Source organism: Streptomyces sp. NPDC104371 (assembly GCF_055583785.1).
This window is the reverse complement of record NZ_JBVJNF010000004.1, coordinates 535,250-549,322: the sequence shown is the minus strand read 5'-3', so window position 1 is coordinate 549,322 and position 14,073 is coordinate 535,250. Positions and strand designations below refer to the sequence as shown.

At 70.4% G+C, this 14,073-nt stretch carries 13 protein-coding genes; 1 reads left to right on the top strand and 12 read right to left on the bottom strand.

Annotated elements, in window-relative coordinates; genetic code table 11:
• Nucleotides 1-68: 68 nt before the first annotated feature.
• From ACZ60T_RS16570 to ACZ60T_RS16515, 12 genes are all read right to left on the bottom strand, one after another.
• Nucleotides 69-932: a hypothetical protein gene (locus ACZ60T_RS16570; protein WP_469666482.1), complete on the bottom strand. Its 864-nt coding sequence runs from the start codon at nucleotides 930-932 to the stop codon at nucleotides 69-71.
• Nucleotides 933-1,027: 95 nt separating this feature from the next.
• Complete coding sequence (gene pgi, locus ACZ60T_RS16565) at nucleotides 1,028-2,680, bottom strand: glucose-6-phosphate isomerase (protein ID WP_469666481.1); 1,653 nt, start codon at nucleotides 2,678-2,680, stop codon at nucleotides 1,028-1,030.
• A 209-nt stretch (nucleotides 2,681-2,889) separates the two neighbouring features.
• The gene (locus tag ACZ60T_RS16560; RefSeq protein WP_079060169.1) at nucleotides 2,890-3,225 is read right to left on the bottom strand and encodes an RNA polymerase-binding protein RbpA; all 336 of its coding nucleotides are present in this window, start codon (nucleotides 3,223-3,225) and stop codon (nucleotides 2,890-2,892) included.
• Nucleotides 3,226-3,445: 220 nt separating this feature from the next.
• Nucleotides 3,446-3,682 carry a preprotein translocase subunit SecG gene (secG, locus tag ACZ60T_RS16555; protein ID WP_365620627.1) on the bottom strand — a complete coding sequence of 79 codons (237 nt, stop codon included), beginning with the start codon at nucleotides 3,680-3,682 and terminating at the stop codon, nucleotides 3,446-3,448.
• Nucleotides 3,683-3,850: 168 nt separating this feature from the next.
• Nucleotides 3,851-4,627, bottom strand: coding sequence for a triose-phosphate isomerase (tpiA, locus tag ACZ60T_RS16550; protein WP_365620624.1), 777 nt, complete (start codon nucleotides 4,625-4,627; stop codon nucleotides 3,851-3,853).
• A 5-nt stretch (nucleotides 4,628-4,632) separates the two neighbouring features.
• Nucleotides 4,633-5,844 (bottom strand): phosphoglycerate kinase, encoded by a 1,212-nt coding sequence (locus tag ACZ60T_RS16545; protein WP_365620621.1) that lies wholly within the window; start codon nucleotides 5,842-5,844, stop codon nucleotides 4,633-4,635.
• Between the two features lie 145 nt (nucleotides 5,845-5,989).
• Nucleotides 5,990-6,997 carry a type I glyceraldehyde-3-phosphate dehydrogenase gene (gene gap, locus ACZ60T_RS16540; RefSeq protein ID WP_469666480.1) on the bottom strand — a complete coding sequence of 336 codons (1,008 nt, stop codon included), beginning with the start codon at nucleotides 6,995-6,997 and terminating at the stop codon, nucleotides 5,990-5,992.
• 275 nt (nucleotides 6,998-7,272) lie between these two features.
• A complete protein-coding gene (gene whiA, locus ACZ60T_RS16535; RefSeq protein ID WP_365620615.1) occupies nucleotides 7,273-8,262 on the bottom strand; it encodes a DNA-binding protein WhiA in 990 nt (329 codons plus the stop codon).
• Nucleotides 8,253-9,320, bottom strand: coding sequence for a gluconeogenesis factor YvcK family protein (locus tag ACZ60T_RS16530; protein ID WP_469666479.1), 1,068 nt, complete (start codon nucleotides 9,318-9,320; stop codon nucleotides 8,253-8,255). Before ACZ60T_RS16530 ends, whiA begins: the two co-directional genes overlap by 10 nt.
• Nucleotides 9,317-10,321 (bottom strand): RNase adapter RapZ, encoded by a 1,005-nt coding sequence (gene rapZ / locus ACZ60T_RS16525; protein WP_365620609.1) that lies wholly within the window; start codon nucleotides 10,319-10,321, stop codon nucleotides 9,317-9,319. Before rapZ ends, ACZ60T_RS16530 begins: the two co-directional genes overlap by 4 nt.
• A complete protein-coding gene (gene uvrC / locus ACZ60T_RS16520) occupies nucleotides 10,318-12,351 on the bottom strand; it encodes an excinuclease ABC subunit UvrC (RefSeq protein ID WP_469666478.1) in 2,034 nt (677 codons plus the stop codon). Before uvrC ends, rapZ begins: the two co-directional genes overlap by 4 nt.
• Nucleotides 12,352-12,530: 179 nt before the next feature.
• Entirely contained in the window at nucleotides 12,531-12,953 is a 423-nt protein-coding gene (locus ACZ60T_RS16515) for a Rieske (2Fe-2S) protein (RefSeq protein ID WP_365620603.1), read from the bottom strand.
• Nucleotides 12,954-13,150: 197 nt separating this feature from the next.
• On the opposite strand from ACZ60T_RS16515, the gene ACZ60T_RS16510 reads away from it, so the two are divergent.
• A complete protein-coding gene (locus tag ACZ60T_RS16510) occupies nucleotides 13,151-14,062 on the top strand; it encodes a carbohydrate kinase family protein (protein ID WP_469666477.1) in 912 nt (303 codons plus the stop codon).
• Nucleotides 14,063-14,073 lie beyond the last annotated feature (11 nt).

Sequence of the window (14,073 nt, the reverse complement as noted above, 5' to 3'; positions counted from 1 at the left end):
CCGGATCGAGCGCACCGTCGAACGCCGGACGGGCCGGGACTTCCTCCCGGCCCGTCCGGCGTTCGTCTTCACCGCTGCGGCTGATACGGCGACGCAGGGCCCGGCGCGTACGGGTTGCCCGCGTACGGGTTACCCGCGTACGGGTTGTCGCCGAAGGGGTTGCCCTGCGGAGGCAGCGGCCCGAGCGGGGGCAGGGTCGCCGGGTGCGCGCTCAGCCGTATGCCGTACCGGCGGCGCAGCCGGTTCATCTCCATCAGCGCTATCGCCGTGACCGTCACGGGCGCGCCCAGGATGAAGACGATGCCCAGGGCGAGACCGAGGCCGTGCAGATCGCCGGTGAGCAGATCCGGGAGCGCCATCAGCCAGCTCGTCACGGTGGCGAGCAGCGGCGGCAGACAGCGGTGCACTCCCGCGGTGCCGAAGAAGTTGCCGCACACATGGACGGCCCCGACGCCCACGAACCAGGTGAGCCAGATCGCCGCGAACCCGATCGGCATCATCACGAACAGGCTGATCGATCCGTTCTGCGTCGACCACAGCGTCACCGTCACGACGACCGAGCCGATGAAGAGCAGCAGCAGTTTGAGCGAGTTCGCCAACGAGGTCCGCAACTGGCGGACGGTTCCGGTACGCCGCCAGACGCAGAGCATGGCACCGACGGTCAACGGCGTGACGCCCAGTACGACGAGACACGCCGTCAGCATGTTCTTCAGCAGCGCGTCGAAGGCGAACCCGCCCTGCACGACGGTGTAGACGCCGACCGCCGCGACCGTGCCGAAGATGATCCGGACCCGCTTGAGCCCTTCCACCGTGGGGTCGAGGGCCGCGGGAACCCATGCCGGATGGAAGACCGCGCGTGCCACTAGCTTGGGTTGGAGACACGTCCTCGCGGTCAGTTGCTCACTGAGCCATCCTCTGCGCGCCTCGGCCAATGCCGCCCCCTACCCCTCGCCGTTCATGATCGCCGAAGAGTCTACGGGAGGGGTACGACAGTGCCGCGCCCCTCCCCGGCCAGGCAGGGCCGGGCCTAACGGCCCCGCAGCTCGCGGTACTTGGCGACCAGGGCCCGGGTGGAGGGATCGAGGCCCGGTACGTCGGCGCCCTCGGTGAGGGCGGGTTCGACGCGCTTGGCGAGGACCTTGCCCAGCTCGACGCCCCACTGGTCGAAGGAGTCGATGTTCCAGATCGCGCCCTGCACGAACACCTTGTGCTCGTAGAGGGCGACGAGTTGACCGAGCACCGACGGGGTGAGGGCGCGGGCGAGGAGGGTGGTGGTGGGGTGGTCGCCCTGGAACGTCTTGTGCGCGACCAGGTCCTCGGGCACGCCTTCCGCGCGTACTTCGTCCGGGGTCTTGCCGAAGGCCAGCGCCTGGGTCTGGGCGAAGAAGTTGGCCATCAGCAGGTCGTGTTGCGCCTTCAGCCCGTCGCTCAGTTCGGCGACCGGCTCGGCGAAACCGATGAAGTCCGCCGGGATCAGCTTGGTGCCCTGGTGGATGAGCTGGTAGTAGGCGTGCTGCCCGTTGGTGCCCGGGGTGCCCCAGACGACGGGTCCGGTCTGCCAGTCGACCTCGCGCCCGTCCCGGCCGACGGACTTGCCGTTGGACTCCATGTCGAGCTGCTGGAGGTAGGCGGTGAACTTGGACAGGTAGTGCGAGTACGGGAGGACGGCGTGCGACTGGGCGTCGTGGAAGTTGCCGTACCAGATGCCCAACAGGCCGAGCAGCAAGGGGACATTGGACTCGGCGGGCGCGGTGCGGAAGTGCTCGTCGACGAGGTGGAAGCCGTCGAGCATCTCGCGGAAGCGGTCCGGGCCGATGGCGATCATCAGCGAGAGGCCGATCGCGGAGTCATAGGAGTACCGGCCGCCGACCCAGTCCCAGAACTCGAACATGTTGGCCGGGTCGATGCCGAACTCGGCGACCTTGCCGGTGTTCGTCGACAGGGCCACGAAGTGCCGGGCGACCGCTTCCTGACCGGCCTTCAGCTCGCCGAGCAGCCAGTCGCGGGCCGAGGTCGCGTTGGTGATCGTCTCGATGGTGGTGAACGTCTTGGAGGCGATGACGAACAGCGTCTCGGCCGCGTCCAGGTCCCTGGTCGCCTCGTGCAGATCGGCGCCGTCCACGTTGGACACGAAGCGGACCGTGATGCCACGGTCGGTGAAGGCGCGCAGGACGTCGTACGCCATCGCCGGGCCGAGATCGGAGCCGCCGATGCCGACGTTGACGACGTTCTTGATGGGCTTGCCGGTGTGCCCGGTCCACGCGCCGGAGCGGACCCGGTCCGCGAACTCGGCCATCTTGTCGAGCACGGCGTGCACCCGCGGCACGACGTTCTCCCCGTCGACCTCGACCACCGCGTCGCGCGGGGCGCGCAGCGCGGTGTGCAGGACCGCGCGGTTCTCGGTGGTGTTGATCTTCTCGCCGCGGAACATGGCGTCCCGGAGGCCGAAGACGTCGCGGGCCGCGGCCAGTTCGCGCAGCAGCCGCAGCGTCTCGTCGGTGACCAGATGCTTGGAGTAGTCGACGTACAGATCGCCGACCTGGAGCGTGTACCCGCTGCCGCGTCCGGCGTCGGCCGCGAACAGGTCCCGCATCCGCACCTCGCCGAGCTGCTCGCGGTGCTGGGCCAGCGCGGTCCACTCGGGGGTCTGGTCGAGCCTGGTACGGCTGTCTGCGTTCATCTCGGACTTCCGCCTTCTTCCTGGCCTGGGCTGCTGCGTACTCGTCCCACTGCCGCCCCCAAACTAGTTCATGGGCAGGCGTGGTGACGCAACGTCACGCCGTTGCGGCTGCGGTGCACCACTGATGAAGCGCCGTCCGGCCGGGGCCGACCACGCCGATCCGGGCAGGAGTCATCGGACATACGACCCCTGGGTCACGGAGTCAACTCTTAGATCTCGCCCCGCAGTTTGGCGAGCGCCTCGGCGAGGATCGCCTCGCCGTCCGCGTCGCTGCGCCGTTCCCGCACATAGGCGAGGTGCGTCTTGTAGGGCTCGGTACGCGGCGGGTCCGGCGGGTTGTCCTGGTCCTGGCCGGCCGGAAAGCCGCAGCGAGGACAGTCCCAGGTCTCGGGAACCTGCGCGTCACTGGCGAAGCTCGGCTGGGTCTCGTGTCCGTTGGAGCACCAGAAGGAGATGCGCAGACGCGGCGCGGACTCGCCACGCTCGGCCTCGCCCATCGGCCCCGCCCCGACCCGGCTTCCTCGGATCGCGTTGCCACTTGCCACGGTCGTAACTCCCTGCGTGATGGTGCCGCGAAGCGAGTCGGCGTTCCGCTTCGCTGCGAGCGCCTCAGTCTACGTAAGGCCCAACGCGCGTCCAGCGATGGGAGTTACCCCCGCCTCCAGACGCAAGCCCCATGATAGGCCGCGTCCGAAGACGCGTACCCATCATGGGGCGTTGCGTGATGTACGGTTCCCCGCTTGCCAGGGACTGATGCGAGAGGCGCTAGTGGCCGGTCTTCATGAGGAGGCCGAGCACCACGATGCAGGCGAGCCAGAGCAGACCGATCACCACGGTGATCCGGTCGAGGTTGCGCTCGGCGACCGAGGAGCCGCCGACGGAGGACTGCATGCCGCCGCCGAACATATCGGAGAGGCCGCCGCCCTTCCCCTTGTGCATCAGCACCAGCAGCATCAGCAACAGGCTGAAGACGATCAGGGCGATCGAGAACCCCAAAACCACGGCTGGACCAACTTCCTCGGATTCGGATGGACGACGGGGCCGACACCGTCTGTGAAACGTCGTGTGGTGAAACGTAACGTTCCGCAGCACAGTCTCGGCCCCGCAAGGGTACGACGGATCGCCCCTACCGCATACTCGCGACGTGTCGGATCACCGTCGCCGGGGTTCTCACTGGTCCCGGAAGCGGATGATCTTGACGAACTCGTCCGCGTCCAGCGAGGCGCCACCGACCAGAGCGCCGTCGATGTCCGGCTTCGACATGATCTCGGCCACGTTGCCCGACTTCACGGAGCCGCCGTACTGGATGCGGACCTGGTCGGCCACCTCCTGCGAGTACAGCTCGGCGATCTTGCCGCGGATCGCCGCACAGACCTCCTGGGCGTCATCGGAGCCGCAGACCTTGCCGGTGCCGATGGCCCAGACGGGCTCGTAGGCGATCACGATGGTCTCGGCCTGCTCGGCCGGGATGTCCTTCAGGCCGCCCTCGACCTGCGCGAGCGTGTGCGCGACGTGGTTGCCCGCCTCGCGGACGGCCAGTTCCTCGCCGACACACAGGATCGGCGTCACGCCGTGCTTGAAGGCGGCCTTGACCTTGGCGTTCACCAGTTCGTCGGTCTCGTTGTGGTACTGCCGTCGCTCGGAGTGGCCGATCACCACATAGGTGCACCTCAGCTTGGCCAGCAACGGCCCGCCGATCTCCCCGGTGTACGCACCGGTGTCGTGCACCGAGATGTCCTGGGCGCCGTACTTGATCTTGAACTGGTCGCCTTCGACCAGGGTCTGCACGGAGCGCAGATCGGTGAAGGGCGGCAGGACGACCACCTCGACGGCCTCGTAGTCCTTGTCCGCCAGGGCGAAGGCGAGCTTCTGCACGTGCGCGATGGCCTGCAGGTGGTTGAGGTTCATCTTCCAGTTGCCCGCCATCAGCGGCGTACGTGTGCTCATCAGGTTCAGTCCTCCAGTGCGGCGAGGCCGGGGAGCGTCTTGCCCTCGAGGTATTCGAGAGAGGCGCCGCCGCCGGTCGAGATATGGCCGAATGCCGACTCGTCGAAGCCCAGGGTGCGGACGGCCGCGGCGGAGTCGCCGCCGCCGACCACCGTGAAGCCCGGGGTGTCGACGAGGGCCTGGGCAACCGCCTTGGTGCCCTCGGCGTAGTCGGGGTGTTCGAAGACGCCCATCGGGCCGTTCCAGAAGACGGTGGCCGCGTCGGCGAGCTTCGAGGCGTACAGATTGCAGGTCTCGGGACCGATGTCCAGTCCCAGTCGGTCGGCCGGGATCGCGTCCGCGGCGACGGTGTCGGGGTGCGTCGGGGCCTTCTCCTTGAGGTCCGGGAACGCGGGGGCGACCAGCACATCGACCGGGAGCAGCAGTTCGACGCCCTGCTTCTCGGCCCGCTCGATGTACTCGGTCACGGCCGGGAGCTGGTCCTCCTGGAGGAGCGAGATGCCGACCTCGTAGCCCTTGGCCTTGAGGAAGGTGTACGCCATCCCGCCGCCGATGAGCAGCCGGTCGGCCTTGCCGAGCAACTGGTCGATGACGGCGAGCTTGTCGGAGACCTTGGCGCCGCCGAGCACGACGGCGTACGGCCGCTTGACGTCCTCGGTGAGCTTCTGCAGGACACCGACCTCGGTGGCGATGAGGTAGCCGGCGTAGTGCGGCAGCCGGGCCGGGAGGTCGTACACGGAGGCATGCATGCGGTGCACCGCGCCGAAGCCGTCGCCGACGTAGACGTCCGCCAGGGCGGCGAGCCGGTCGGCGAACTCGCCGCGCGCGCCGTCGTCCTTCGAGGTCTCGCCCGGGTTGAAGCGCAGGTTCTCGATGACCGCGACCTGACCGGGCCGCAGGCCGTCGACCGTGGCCTGCGCGGCGGGGCCGACGGTGTCCTCGGCGAACGCCACGGGCGCGCCGAGGAGTTCACCGAGGCGCTCGGCGGCGGTCAGCAGCGAGAACGCCGGGTCCGGCGCGCCCTTGGGGCGGCCCAGATGCGAGGCGACGATCACCTTGGCGCCCGCGTCGGCGAGCGCCTTGACCGTGGGCAGGACGGCGCGGATACGGCCGTCGTCGGTGATCCGGCCGTCCGCCAGCGGGACGTTCAGATCGGCGCGGACGAAGACCCGCTTGCCGTCCACGCCTTCGGCGAGAAGTTCATCGATCGTCTTCATAGAGGGGACTCCTGGGGGAGGGGCTCCTGGGGAGGGGGCTCTTGATCGTACGAGGGGCGGTCGGTCCGCATGTGAGGCAGGGCTCGGACAACGCGGTCGCGCGCTGCCCGAGCCCTGCCTCACATCGACGTGCCCGGTTCGGTGATCAGAGGTGGTTGCCGACGAAGACCGTCAGGTCGACGAGGCGGTGGGAGTAGCCCCATTCGTTGTCGTACCAGCCGATGACCTTCACGTTCTTGCCTTCCTGGACCATGGTCAGGGAGGAGTCGAAGGTGCAGGACATCGGGCTGCTGACGATGTCCGAGGAGACGATCGGGTCCTCGGTGTAGTCGAGAAGGCCCTTCAGCTCACCCTCGGAGGCCTTCTGGAAGGCGGCGTTGACCTCTTCCTTGGTGACCTCGCGGCTGAGTTCGACGACCAGGTCGGTGACCGAGCCGGTCGGGACCGGGACGCGCATGGCCATGCCGTCCAGCTTGCCCTTGAGCTGCGGCAGGACCAGGGCGGTGGCCTTGGCGGCGCCGGTGGTGGTCGGGATGATGTTCTCGGCGGCGGCGCGGGCGCGACGCAGGTCCCGGTGCGGGAAGTCCAGGATGCGCTGGTCGTTGGTGTACGCGTGCACCGTCGTCATCAGGCCCCTGACGATGCCGAAGTTCTCGTCGAGCACCTTGGCCAGCGGCGCCACGCAGTTGGTGGTGCACGAGGCGTTGGAGATGACGTGGTGCTTCGCCGGGTCGTACTGGTCCTGGTTGACACCCATCACGACGGTGATGTCCTCGTTCTTGCCCGGGGCCGAGATGAGGACCTTCTTCGCGCCGCCCGCGAGATGCTTCGCGGCGTCCTCGCGCTTGGTGAAGACACCGGTCGACTCGACAACGATGTCAACTCCCAGCTCGCCCCAGGGGATTTGGGCCGGGTCGCGCTCGGACAGCACCTTGATGGTGTGGCCGTCCACGGTGATCGTGTCGGCGGTGTGGGAGACCTCCTGCTTCAGCCGCCCCAGGATGGTGTCGTACTTCAGCAGATGAGCGGTGGTCGCGGTGTCACCCAGGTCGTTGACAGCCACGATCTCGATGTCCGCGCCCTGCTCCAGCAGTGCGCGGAAGTAGTTGCGACCGATGCGGCCAAAGCCGTTGATGCCTACGCGGATCGTCACGAAACCGATCTCCTCGTTAGGTACGCCGGTGATCGACGCCGGCGAGGTGTATGGGATGTCCCCGACCGCCTACGACCCTACTCTTCTGAAGCTCACGAGGTGACGTAGACGGTCATACACAACAGTGCGGCCCGTACCCGCCGGTAGGGGTACGGACCGCACAGGTGGAGGCCTTGCCACCCGATCCGGCGACACCGGACAACCGCCGTTGACCGCCGCCGACTCCACGGGCCCGGAGGCCGGGCGCGCGCCGCGTTCCGCGCGGGTCCGGCGCGTCATCCCGCCAGGTTGTCCGCCATCTCCTCGGTGAGGTTGGACTCCGTGCCCGGGATGCCGAGGTCCGTGGCCCGCTTGTCGGCCATCGCCAGCAGTCGGCGGATACGGCCCGCGACCGCGTCCTTCGTCAGCGGTGGGTCGGCGAGGGCGCCCAGCTCCTCCAGGGAGGCCTGCTTGTGCTCCATGCGCAGCCGCCCGGCCGCCGCGAGATGCTCGGGCACGTCCTCGCCGAGGATCTCCAGGGCGCGCGCGACCCGGGCTCCGGCGGCGACGGCCGCGCGGGCCGAGCGGCGCAGATTGGCGTCGTCGAAGTTGGCGAGGCGGTTCGCCGTGGCGCGGACCTCGCGGCGCATCCGCCGCTCCTCCCAGGCCAGCACGGACTCGTGCGCGCCCAGGCGGGTGAGCAGGGCGCCGATCGCGTCCCCGTCCCGCACGACGACGCGGTCCACGCCCCGTACCTCGCGGGCCTTCGCGGCGATCGACAGCCGACGGGCGGCGCCGACCAGGGCGAGCGCGGCCTCGGGGCCGGGGCAGGTGACTTCGAGGGAGGACGAGCGGCCGGGCTCCGTCAGCGAGCCGTGCGCCAGGAACGCGCCGCGCCAGGCCGCCTCGGCGTCACAGGTGGCCCCCGAGACCACCTGCGGGGGCAGGCCGCGGATCGGACGGCCCCGTCCGTCGACCAGACCGGTCTGGCGAGCCAGTTGGTCACCGCCCGCGACCACGCGCACCACATAGCGCGAGCCGCGGCGCAGACCGCCGGGCGCCATCACGATCAGTTCGGAGCTGTGGCCGAAGATCTCCAGGATGTCCCGCTTGAGCCGCCGGGCCGCCATCGCCGTGTCCAGCTCCGCCTCGATCACGATGCGGCCGCTGACCAGGTGCAGCCCGCCCGCGAACCGCAGGATCGCCGAGACCTCCGCCTTTCTGCAGCAGGTCCGGGTGACGGGAAGCCGGGAGATCTCGTCCTTCACCGCTGCCGTCATCGCCATGGGCCGATCCTTCCATGCATCCGAAAAATACGGTCGTACGCGGCGGCCAACAGCTCTGGGTCGTGCCGCGGGGTTCCGTCGGTACGGGCCACCGGCGCCAGCTCGACCGCGGCTCCGAACCGCTTGGCGGCCTCTTCCAGCAAGGCGCCGTCGGGCACGGCGGCCTGATCGGCCAGCACCACGTCCAGGGCGAGTTTAGGGGCGTGTCGTCCCAAAACCTCCAAATGACGCTGCGGGGAGAAGCCGTCCGTCTCTCCGGGCTGAGGGGCGAGGTTCAAGGACAGCACCCGGCGCGCCTTCGTCTCCATGAGGGCGTCGAGCAGTTCGGGCACGAGCAGATGCGGGATCACCGAGGAGAACCAGGAGCCGGGTCCGAGGACCACCCAGTCGGCGTCCAGGACCGCGGCGACGGCCTCGGGGACGGCGGGCGGGTCGTGCGGCACGACGTGCACGGACTGCACCTCGCCGGGGGTGAGCGCGACCGTCGCCTGGCCGCGTACCGTGCTGGTCTCCTCCGGGTGCTCCGGGTCGTGGCCCTTGACCAGCGCCTGGAGCTCCAGCGGCACGGCGGACATGGGCAGGACCCGGCCATGGGCGCCGAGCAGCCTGCCGACCAGGTCGAGGGCCTGGACGGGGTCGCCGAGCTGCTCCCACAGGGCGACGATCAGCAGATTGCCGACCGCGTGGTCGTGCAGATCGCCCTGGGACTGGAAGCGGTGCTGGATGACCCGGGCCCAGGTCTGGCCCCAGTCGTCGTCACCGCACAGTGCGGCCAGCGCCTTGCGCAGGTCGCCCGGCGGGAGCACGCCCAGCTCGTCGCGCAGGCGTCCGCTGGAGCCGCCGTCGTCCGCCACGGTGACGACGGCGGTGAGGTCGCCGGTGATACGGCGCAGCGCGGCGAGCGAGGAGGACAGGCCCCTGCCGCCGCCGAGGGCGACCACCTTGGGCTGGGTGCCGCGGCGGCGCACCCGGCCGCCGCGGGCCTCGGCGGGCCGGCCGCCGCATCCCTCGGGCACCGCCCGGCGCAGCCGCCGCAGCCGCAGCGTTCTTCCGGTCACTCGCGCCCCATGTCCCGGTGCACGACCACGGTCTCCACGCCCTCCGCGGCCAGGCGCGCGGCGAGCTTCTCCGAGGTGGCCACCGAGCGGTGCTTGCCGCCCGTGCAGCCGATGGCGATGGTCACATAGCGCTTGCCCTCGCGGCGGTAGCCGGCCGCGACGAGCCGGAGCAGCTCGGCGTACCGGTCGAGGAACTCCTTGGCGCCGGGCTGGTTGAAGACGTACGCCGCCACCTCCTCGTTGAGGCCGGTGTAGGGGCGCAGCTCCGGGACCCAGTGCGGGTTGGGCAGGAAGCGCATGTCGGCGACCAGGTCGGCGTCGACCGGGAGGCCGTACTTGAAGCCGAAGGACATGACGGTGGCCCGCAGCTCCGGCTCCTCCTCACCGGCGAACTGGGCGTCCATCTTGGCGCGCAGTTCGTGCACGTTGAGGCTGGAGGTGTCGATCACGAGGTCGGCGTCGCCGCGCAGCTCGCGCAGGAGTTCCCGCTCGGCGGCGATGCCGTCGACGATCCGGCCGTCGCCCTGGAGGGGGTGCGGACGGCGGACGGACTCGAAGCGGCGTACCAGGGCTTCCTCGGAGGACTCCAGGAAGACGATCCGCCGGGTGACGTGCTTCGCCTCCAGGTCGGCGAGGGACTCGCGCAGGTTGTCGAAGAAGCGCCGGCCGCGCACGTCGACGACGACCGCGATCCGGGCGACATTGCCCTGCGACCGCGCGCCCAGCTCCACCATGGTGGGGATCAGCGCGGGTGGCAGGTTGTCGACGACGAACCAGCCGAGGTCCTCCAGGCACTTGGCGGCCGTCGAGCGGCCGGCCCCGGACATGCCGGAGATGATCACCAACTCGGGGATGGCCGATTCAGGAACCCCGGGTGCTTCGATACTCACCTGTTCTCCGTTTTCCTGGACCGCCTGCTGTGTACGGTCCTCGCCCGCTTCCTGCTCGGGCGGCCGGTCCTGTGCTGAGCGTTGTTCCGCGCTCCGGTCGTGCTCGGTCATGTGTCCTGCCCCCGTCGTTCGTCCGGGACGCCCGCGGTCACGGGCTCCCCTGAGGAACCCGGCGTCGCCCCGGGCTCCTCCTCTTCCATGATCTCTCCGGTCGCCGTGTTCACGGCGGGTGCGGCCGGGGCCGCTTGGGCGAGGGCCACGGCGATGGTCTCGGCCGTCTTGCGGCCGATGCCGGGAACCTCCTGGATCTGGTCGATTGTCGCGGATCGCAGCTTGCGCACCGAGCCGAAGTGCTTGATCAACGCCTGTTTGCGCGTGTCACCGAGGCCGGGGACGTCGTCCAGCGGGCTCGTACGGATGCGCTTGGCGCGCTTGGCCCGCTGGTAGGTGATCGCGAAGCGGTGGGCCTCGTCCCGGACCCGCTGGAGCAGATACAGGCCCTCACTGGTGCGGGGCAGGACCACCGGGTCGTCGTCGTCCGGCAGCCAGACCTCCTCCAGGCGCTTGGCGAGACCGCAGACGGCGATGTCGTCGAGGCCCAGCTCGTCCAGCGCCCGCTTGGCCGCCGCGACCTGCGGCTGGCCGCCGTCCACCACGACGAGCTGCGGCGGGTAGGCGAACCGCTTGGGCCGCCCGTCGTCCTCCGTCAGGGCCTGCTCCTGCGCCCACTCCCCCGTCTTCTCCTTCTCGGCGAGGTAGCGCTTGAAGCGGCGGGTGATCACCTCGCGCATAGACCGGACGTCGTCCTGGCCCTCGAAGCCCTTGATCTGGAAGCGGCGGTACTCGCTCTTGCGCTGGAGCCCGTCCTCGAAGACGACCATGGAGGCCACCACGTCCTCGCCCTGGAGATGCGAGATGTCGTAGCACTCGATCCGGAGCGGGACGCTGTCCAGGTCCAGGGCCCCGGCGATCTCCTCCAGGGCGCGCGAGCGCGTGGTCAGGTCGGAGGCGCGCTTGGTCTTGTGCAGCGCGAGGGCCTGCTGGGCGTTGCGCTGCACGGTCTCCATCAGGGCCTTCTTGTCACCGCGCTGCGGGATGCGCAGCGACACGCCCGCCCCGCGGCGGCCGGTGAGCCAGTCCTGTACGGGCTCTATGGGGTCGGGCAGGGCCGGGACGAGGACCTCCCTGGGCACGGAGTCGCCGGTCTCCTCGCCGTAGAGCTGCTGGAGGGCGTGCTCGACGAGGGCGCCCGTGGTGACGTCCTCCACCTTGTCGGTGACCCAGCCGCGCTGGCCGCGGATGCGTCCGCCGCGCACGTGGAAGATCTGTACGGCCGCTTCCAGCTCGTCCTCGGCGACGGCGATGAAGTCGGCGTCGGTCGCGTCGGTGAGCACGACCGCGCTCTTCTCCATGGCCTTCTTCAGGGCCTCGATGTCGTCGCGCAGCCGGGCGGCCCGCTCGTACTCCATCTCCTCGGCCGCCTCGCGCATCCGGTGCTCCAGGCGGCGCAGGTACGTTCCCGTACGGCCGGCCATGAAGGCGCAGAAGTCCTCGGCCAGTTCGCGGTGGTCCTCGGGGGAGATACGGCCGACGCAGGGCGCGGAGCACTTGCCGATGTAGCCGAGCAGACAGGGGCGGCCGGTGCGGGCGGCGTTCTTGAGGACACCGGCGGAGCACGTGCGCACGGGGAACACACGCAGGAGCAGGTCGACCGTGTCGCGGATGGCCCAGGCGTGTCCGTACGGCCCGAAGTACCGCACGCCCTTGCGCTTGTGACCGCGCATCACCTGGACCCGCGGGATCTCCTCGTTCATCGTCACCGCGAGGTACGGGTAGCTCTTGTCGTCGCGGTACTTGACGTTGAACCGGGGGTCGAACTCCTTGATCCAGGTGTACTCGAGCTGGAGCGCCTCGACCTCCGTGGACACCACGGTCCACTCCACGGACGCGGCCGTGGTGACCATGGTGCGCGTGCGCGGGTGGAGGTTCGCCAGGTCCTGGAAGTAGTTCGCCAGCCGCTGGCGCAGGCTCTTCGCCTTTCCGACGTAGATCACCCGGCGGTGCTCGTCCCGGAACTTGTAGACCCCGGGGGAGTCCGGGATCTGTCCCGAGGCGGGGCGGTAGCTGGAGGGATCGGCCATGTCTCACACCCTACTGGCGGGGGCCGACAGCGCGGCGAGCCTGTGGACAAGGCATGAGCGGGCCTGCGCGGGCCTGTGGACAAGTCGAGGGGACGCGCTCGTCTCGACCAGGGCGTTCGTCACCAGGGCGTTCGTCGGCCGAGGGGTGGGAGCGCTCTGCGGGGCGCGCTCCCGGGACGTCAGGCCGCCGGGCCCGCCATGATCTTGCCGTTCTTCACCGCTACGGTCAGCTCGGTCAGCGGCACCGTGGCCGGTGTCTGGAGGACCTTGCCCGTGGTGGCCTCGAAGCGGCTGTGGTGGCAGGGGCAGACAAGGGTCGTGCCCGACAGCTTGTTGATGGGGCAGCCACCGTGCGTGCAGATGGTGCTGTACGCCTTCAGGGAGCCGTCCGCGGCCCGGCTCACGACGACGTTCGCGTCCTCGTAGAGCTTGGCCCCGCCCTTGGGCACCTCGTTCTCGGCGCCCAGGTCGACCGGGGCGGTCGGCAGGGCGGGCGCGCCGCTCTCACCGGGCGAGCAGGCCGTGATGGCGAGCCCGGCGACCGGGGCGAGCGCCGCCCCACGCAGGACGGTACGACGGGTCGCGGAGGGTCGGGTGGACATGAGGTCTCCACTGGTCGGGTCCGGTGCTCGCCGAAGCGGCGGCGTACAGCGACGATACCGGGGGCGCATTCGCCGCCGGGGGCCGGGGCAGGGGGCCGCGGGGCACCTGCGGGGACGTAGAGTCGACCACCCGTCGAGGAGCAGGGCGGGCCTGTCCGCGGCTGCACCCGGCCCCCTCTCGAGAAGGGACCCGTCTCGTGATCGTCGTCGCCGGTGAGGCCCTGATCGACCTGGTCCCCCAGGGCACGGGCGCCCTCGCGCCGCTGCGGCCGGTGCCGGGCGGCGGCCCGTACAACACCGCCGTCGCGCTCGGCCGCCTCGGCTCCCCCACCGCCTTCTGCTCCCGCACCTCCTGCGACGCCTTCGGGGAGGCCCTGCTCGCCGGGCTGCGCGAGGCGGGCGTGGACGTCTCGGCCGTGCAGCGGGGCCCCGAGCCGACCACCCTGGCCCTCGCCACGCTCGACGAGAACGGCTCGGCCGCGTACTCCTTCTACGTCGAGGGCACCGCCGACCGGCTGTTCACCGCCCCCGCGGGCCTTCCCGACGGCACCCGCGCGGTGTCCTTCGGCACCTGCTCGCTCGTCCTGGAACCGGGGGCCGGCGCGTACGAGGAGCTGATGCGCGACGCCGCCGCACAGGGCGTGTTCACGGCGCTCGACCCGAACATCCGCGCGGGGCTGATCCCGGACGCCGACGCCTATCGGGCCCGCTTCAGGCGCTGGCTGCCCTCGGTGTCCCTGCTCAAGCTCTCCGCGGAGGACGCGGAGTGGCTGGGCGGCACCCCGCGCGCGTGGCTGGAGGCAGGCCCCTCGGCCGTGGTGATCACCCATGGCGGCGACGGGCTGACGGCCTTCACCCGTGACGGGGCGGAGTACTCCGTACCGGGGGTGCGGGTCGAGGTCGTGGACACGATCGGAGCCGGGGACACGGTGAACGCGGCCCTGCTGCACGGACTGGCCGCCCGCGGCGCGCTCTCCCTGGCGGCGATGGCCGGTCTGGGCGCCGACGGCTGGACGGATCTGCTGCGCTTCGCCGCCAGCGCCGCGGCGATCACCTGTTCCCGGGCCGGTGCGGAGCCGCCGTACGCGGCCGAGCTGACGGGCCCGTGACGCCGCGCGCC

Bases quoted from the DNA above. Each gene is read 5' to 3' on its own strand.
- tpiA (WP_365620624.1), bottom strand. From the start codon at position 4,627: ATGAGCACACGTACGCCGCTGATGGCGGGCAACTGGAAGATGAACCTC.
- rapZ (WP_365620609.1), bottom strand. From the start codon at position 10,321: ATGACCGAGCACGACCGGAGCGCGGAACAACGCTCAGCACAGGACCGG.
- pgi (WP_469666481.1), bottom strand. From the start codon at position 2,680: ATGAACGCAGACAGCCGTACCAGGCTCGACCAGACCCCCGAGTGGACC.
- whiA (WP_365620615.1), bottom strand. From the start codon at position 8,262: ATGGCGATGACGGCAGCGGTGAAGGACGAGATCTCCCGGCTTCCCGTC.
- ACZ60T_RS16545 (WP_365620621.1), bottom strand. From the start codon at position 5,844: ATGAAGACGATCGATGAACTTCTCGCCGAAGGCGTGGACGGCAAGCGG.
- uvrC (WP_469666478.1), bottom strand. From the start codon at position 12,351: ATGGCCGATCCCTCCAGCTACCGCCCCGCCTCGGGACAGATCCCGGAC.
- ACZ60T_RS16515 (WP_365620603.1), bottom strand. From the start codon at position 12,953: ATGTCCACCCGACCCTCCGCGACCCGTCGTACCGTCCTGCGTGGGGCG.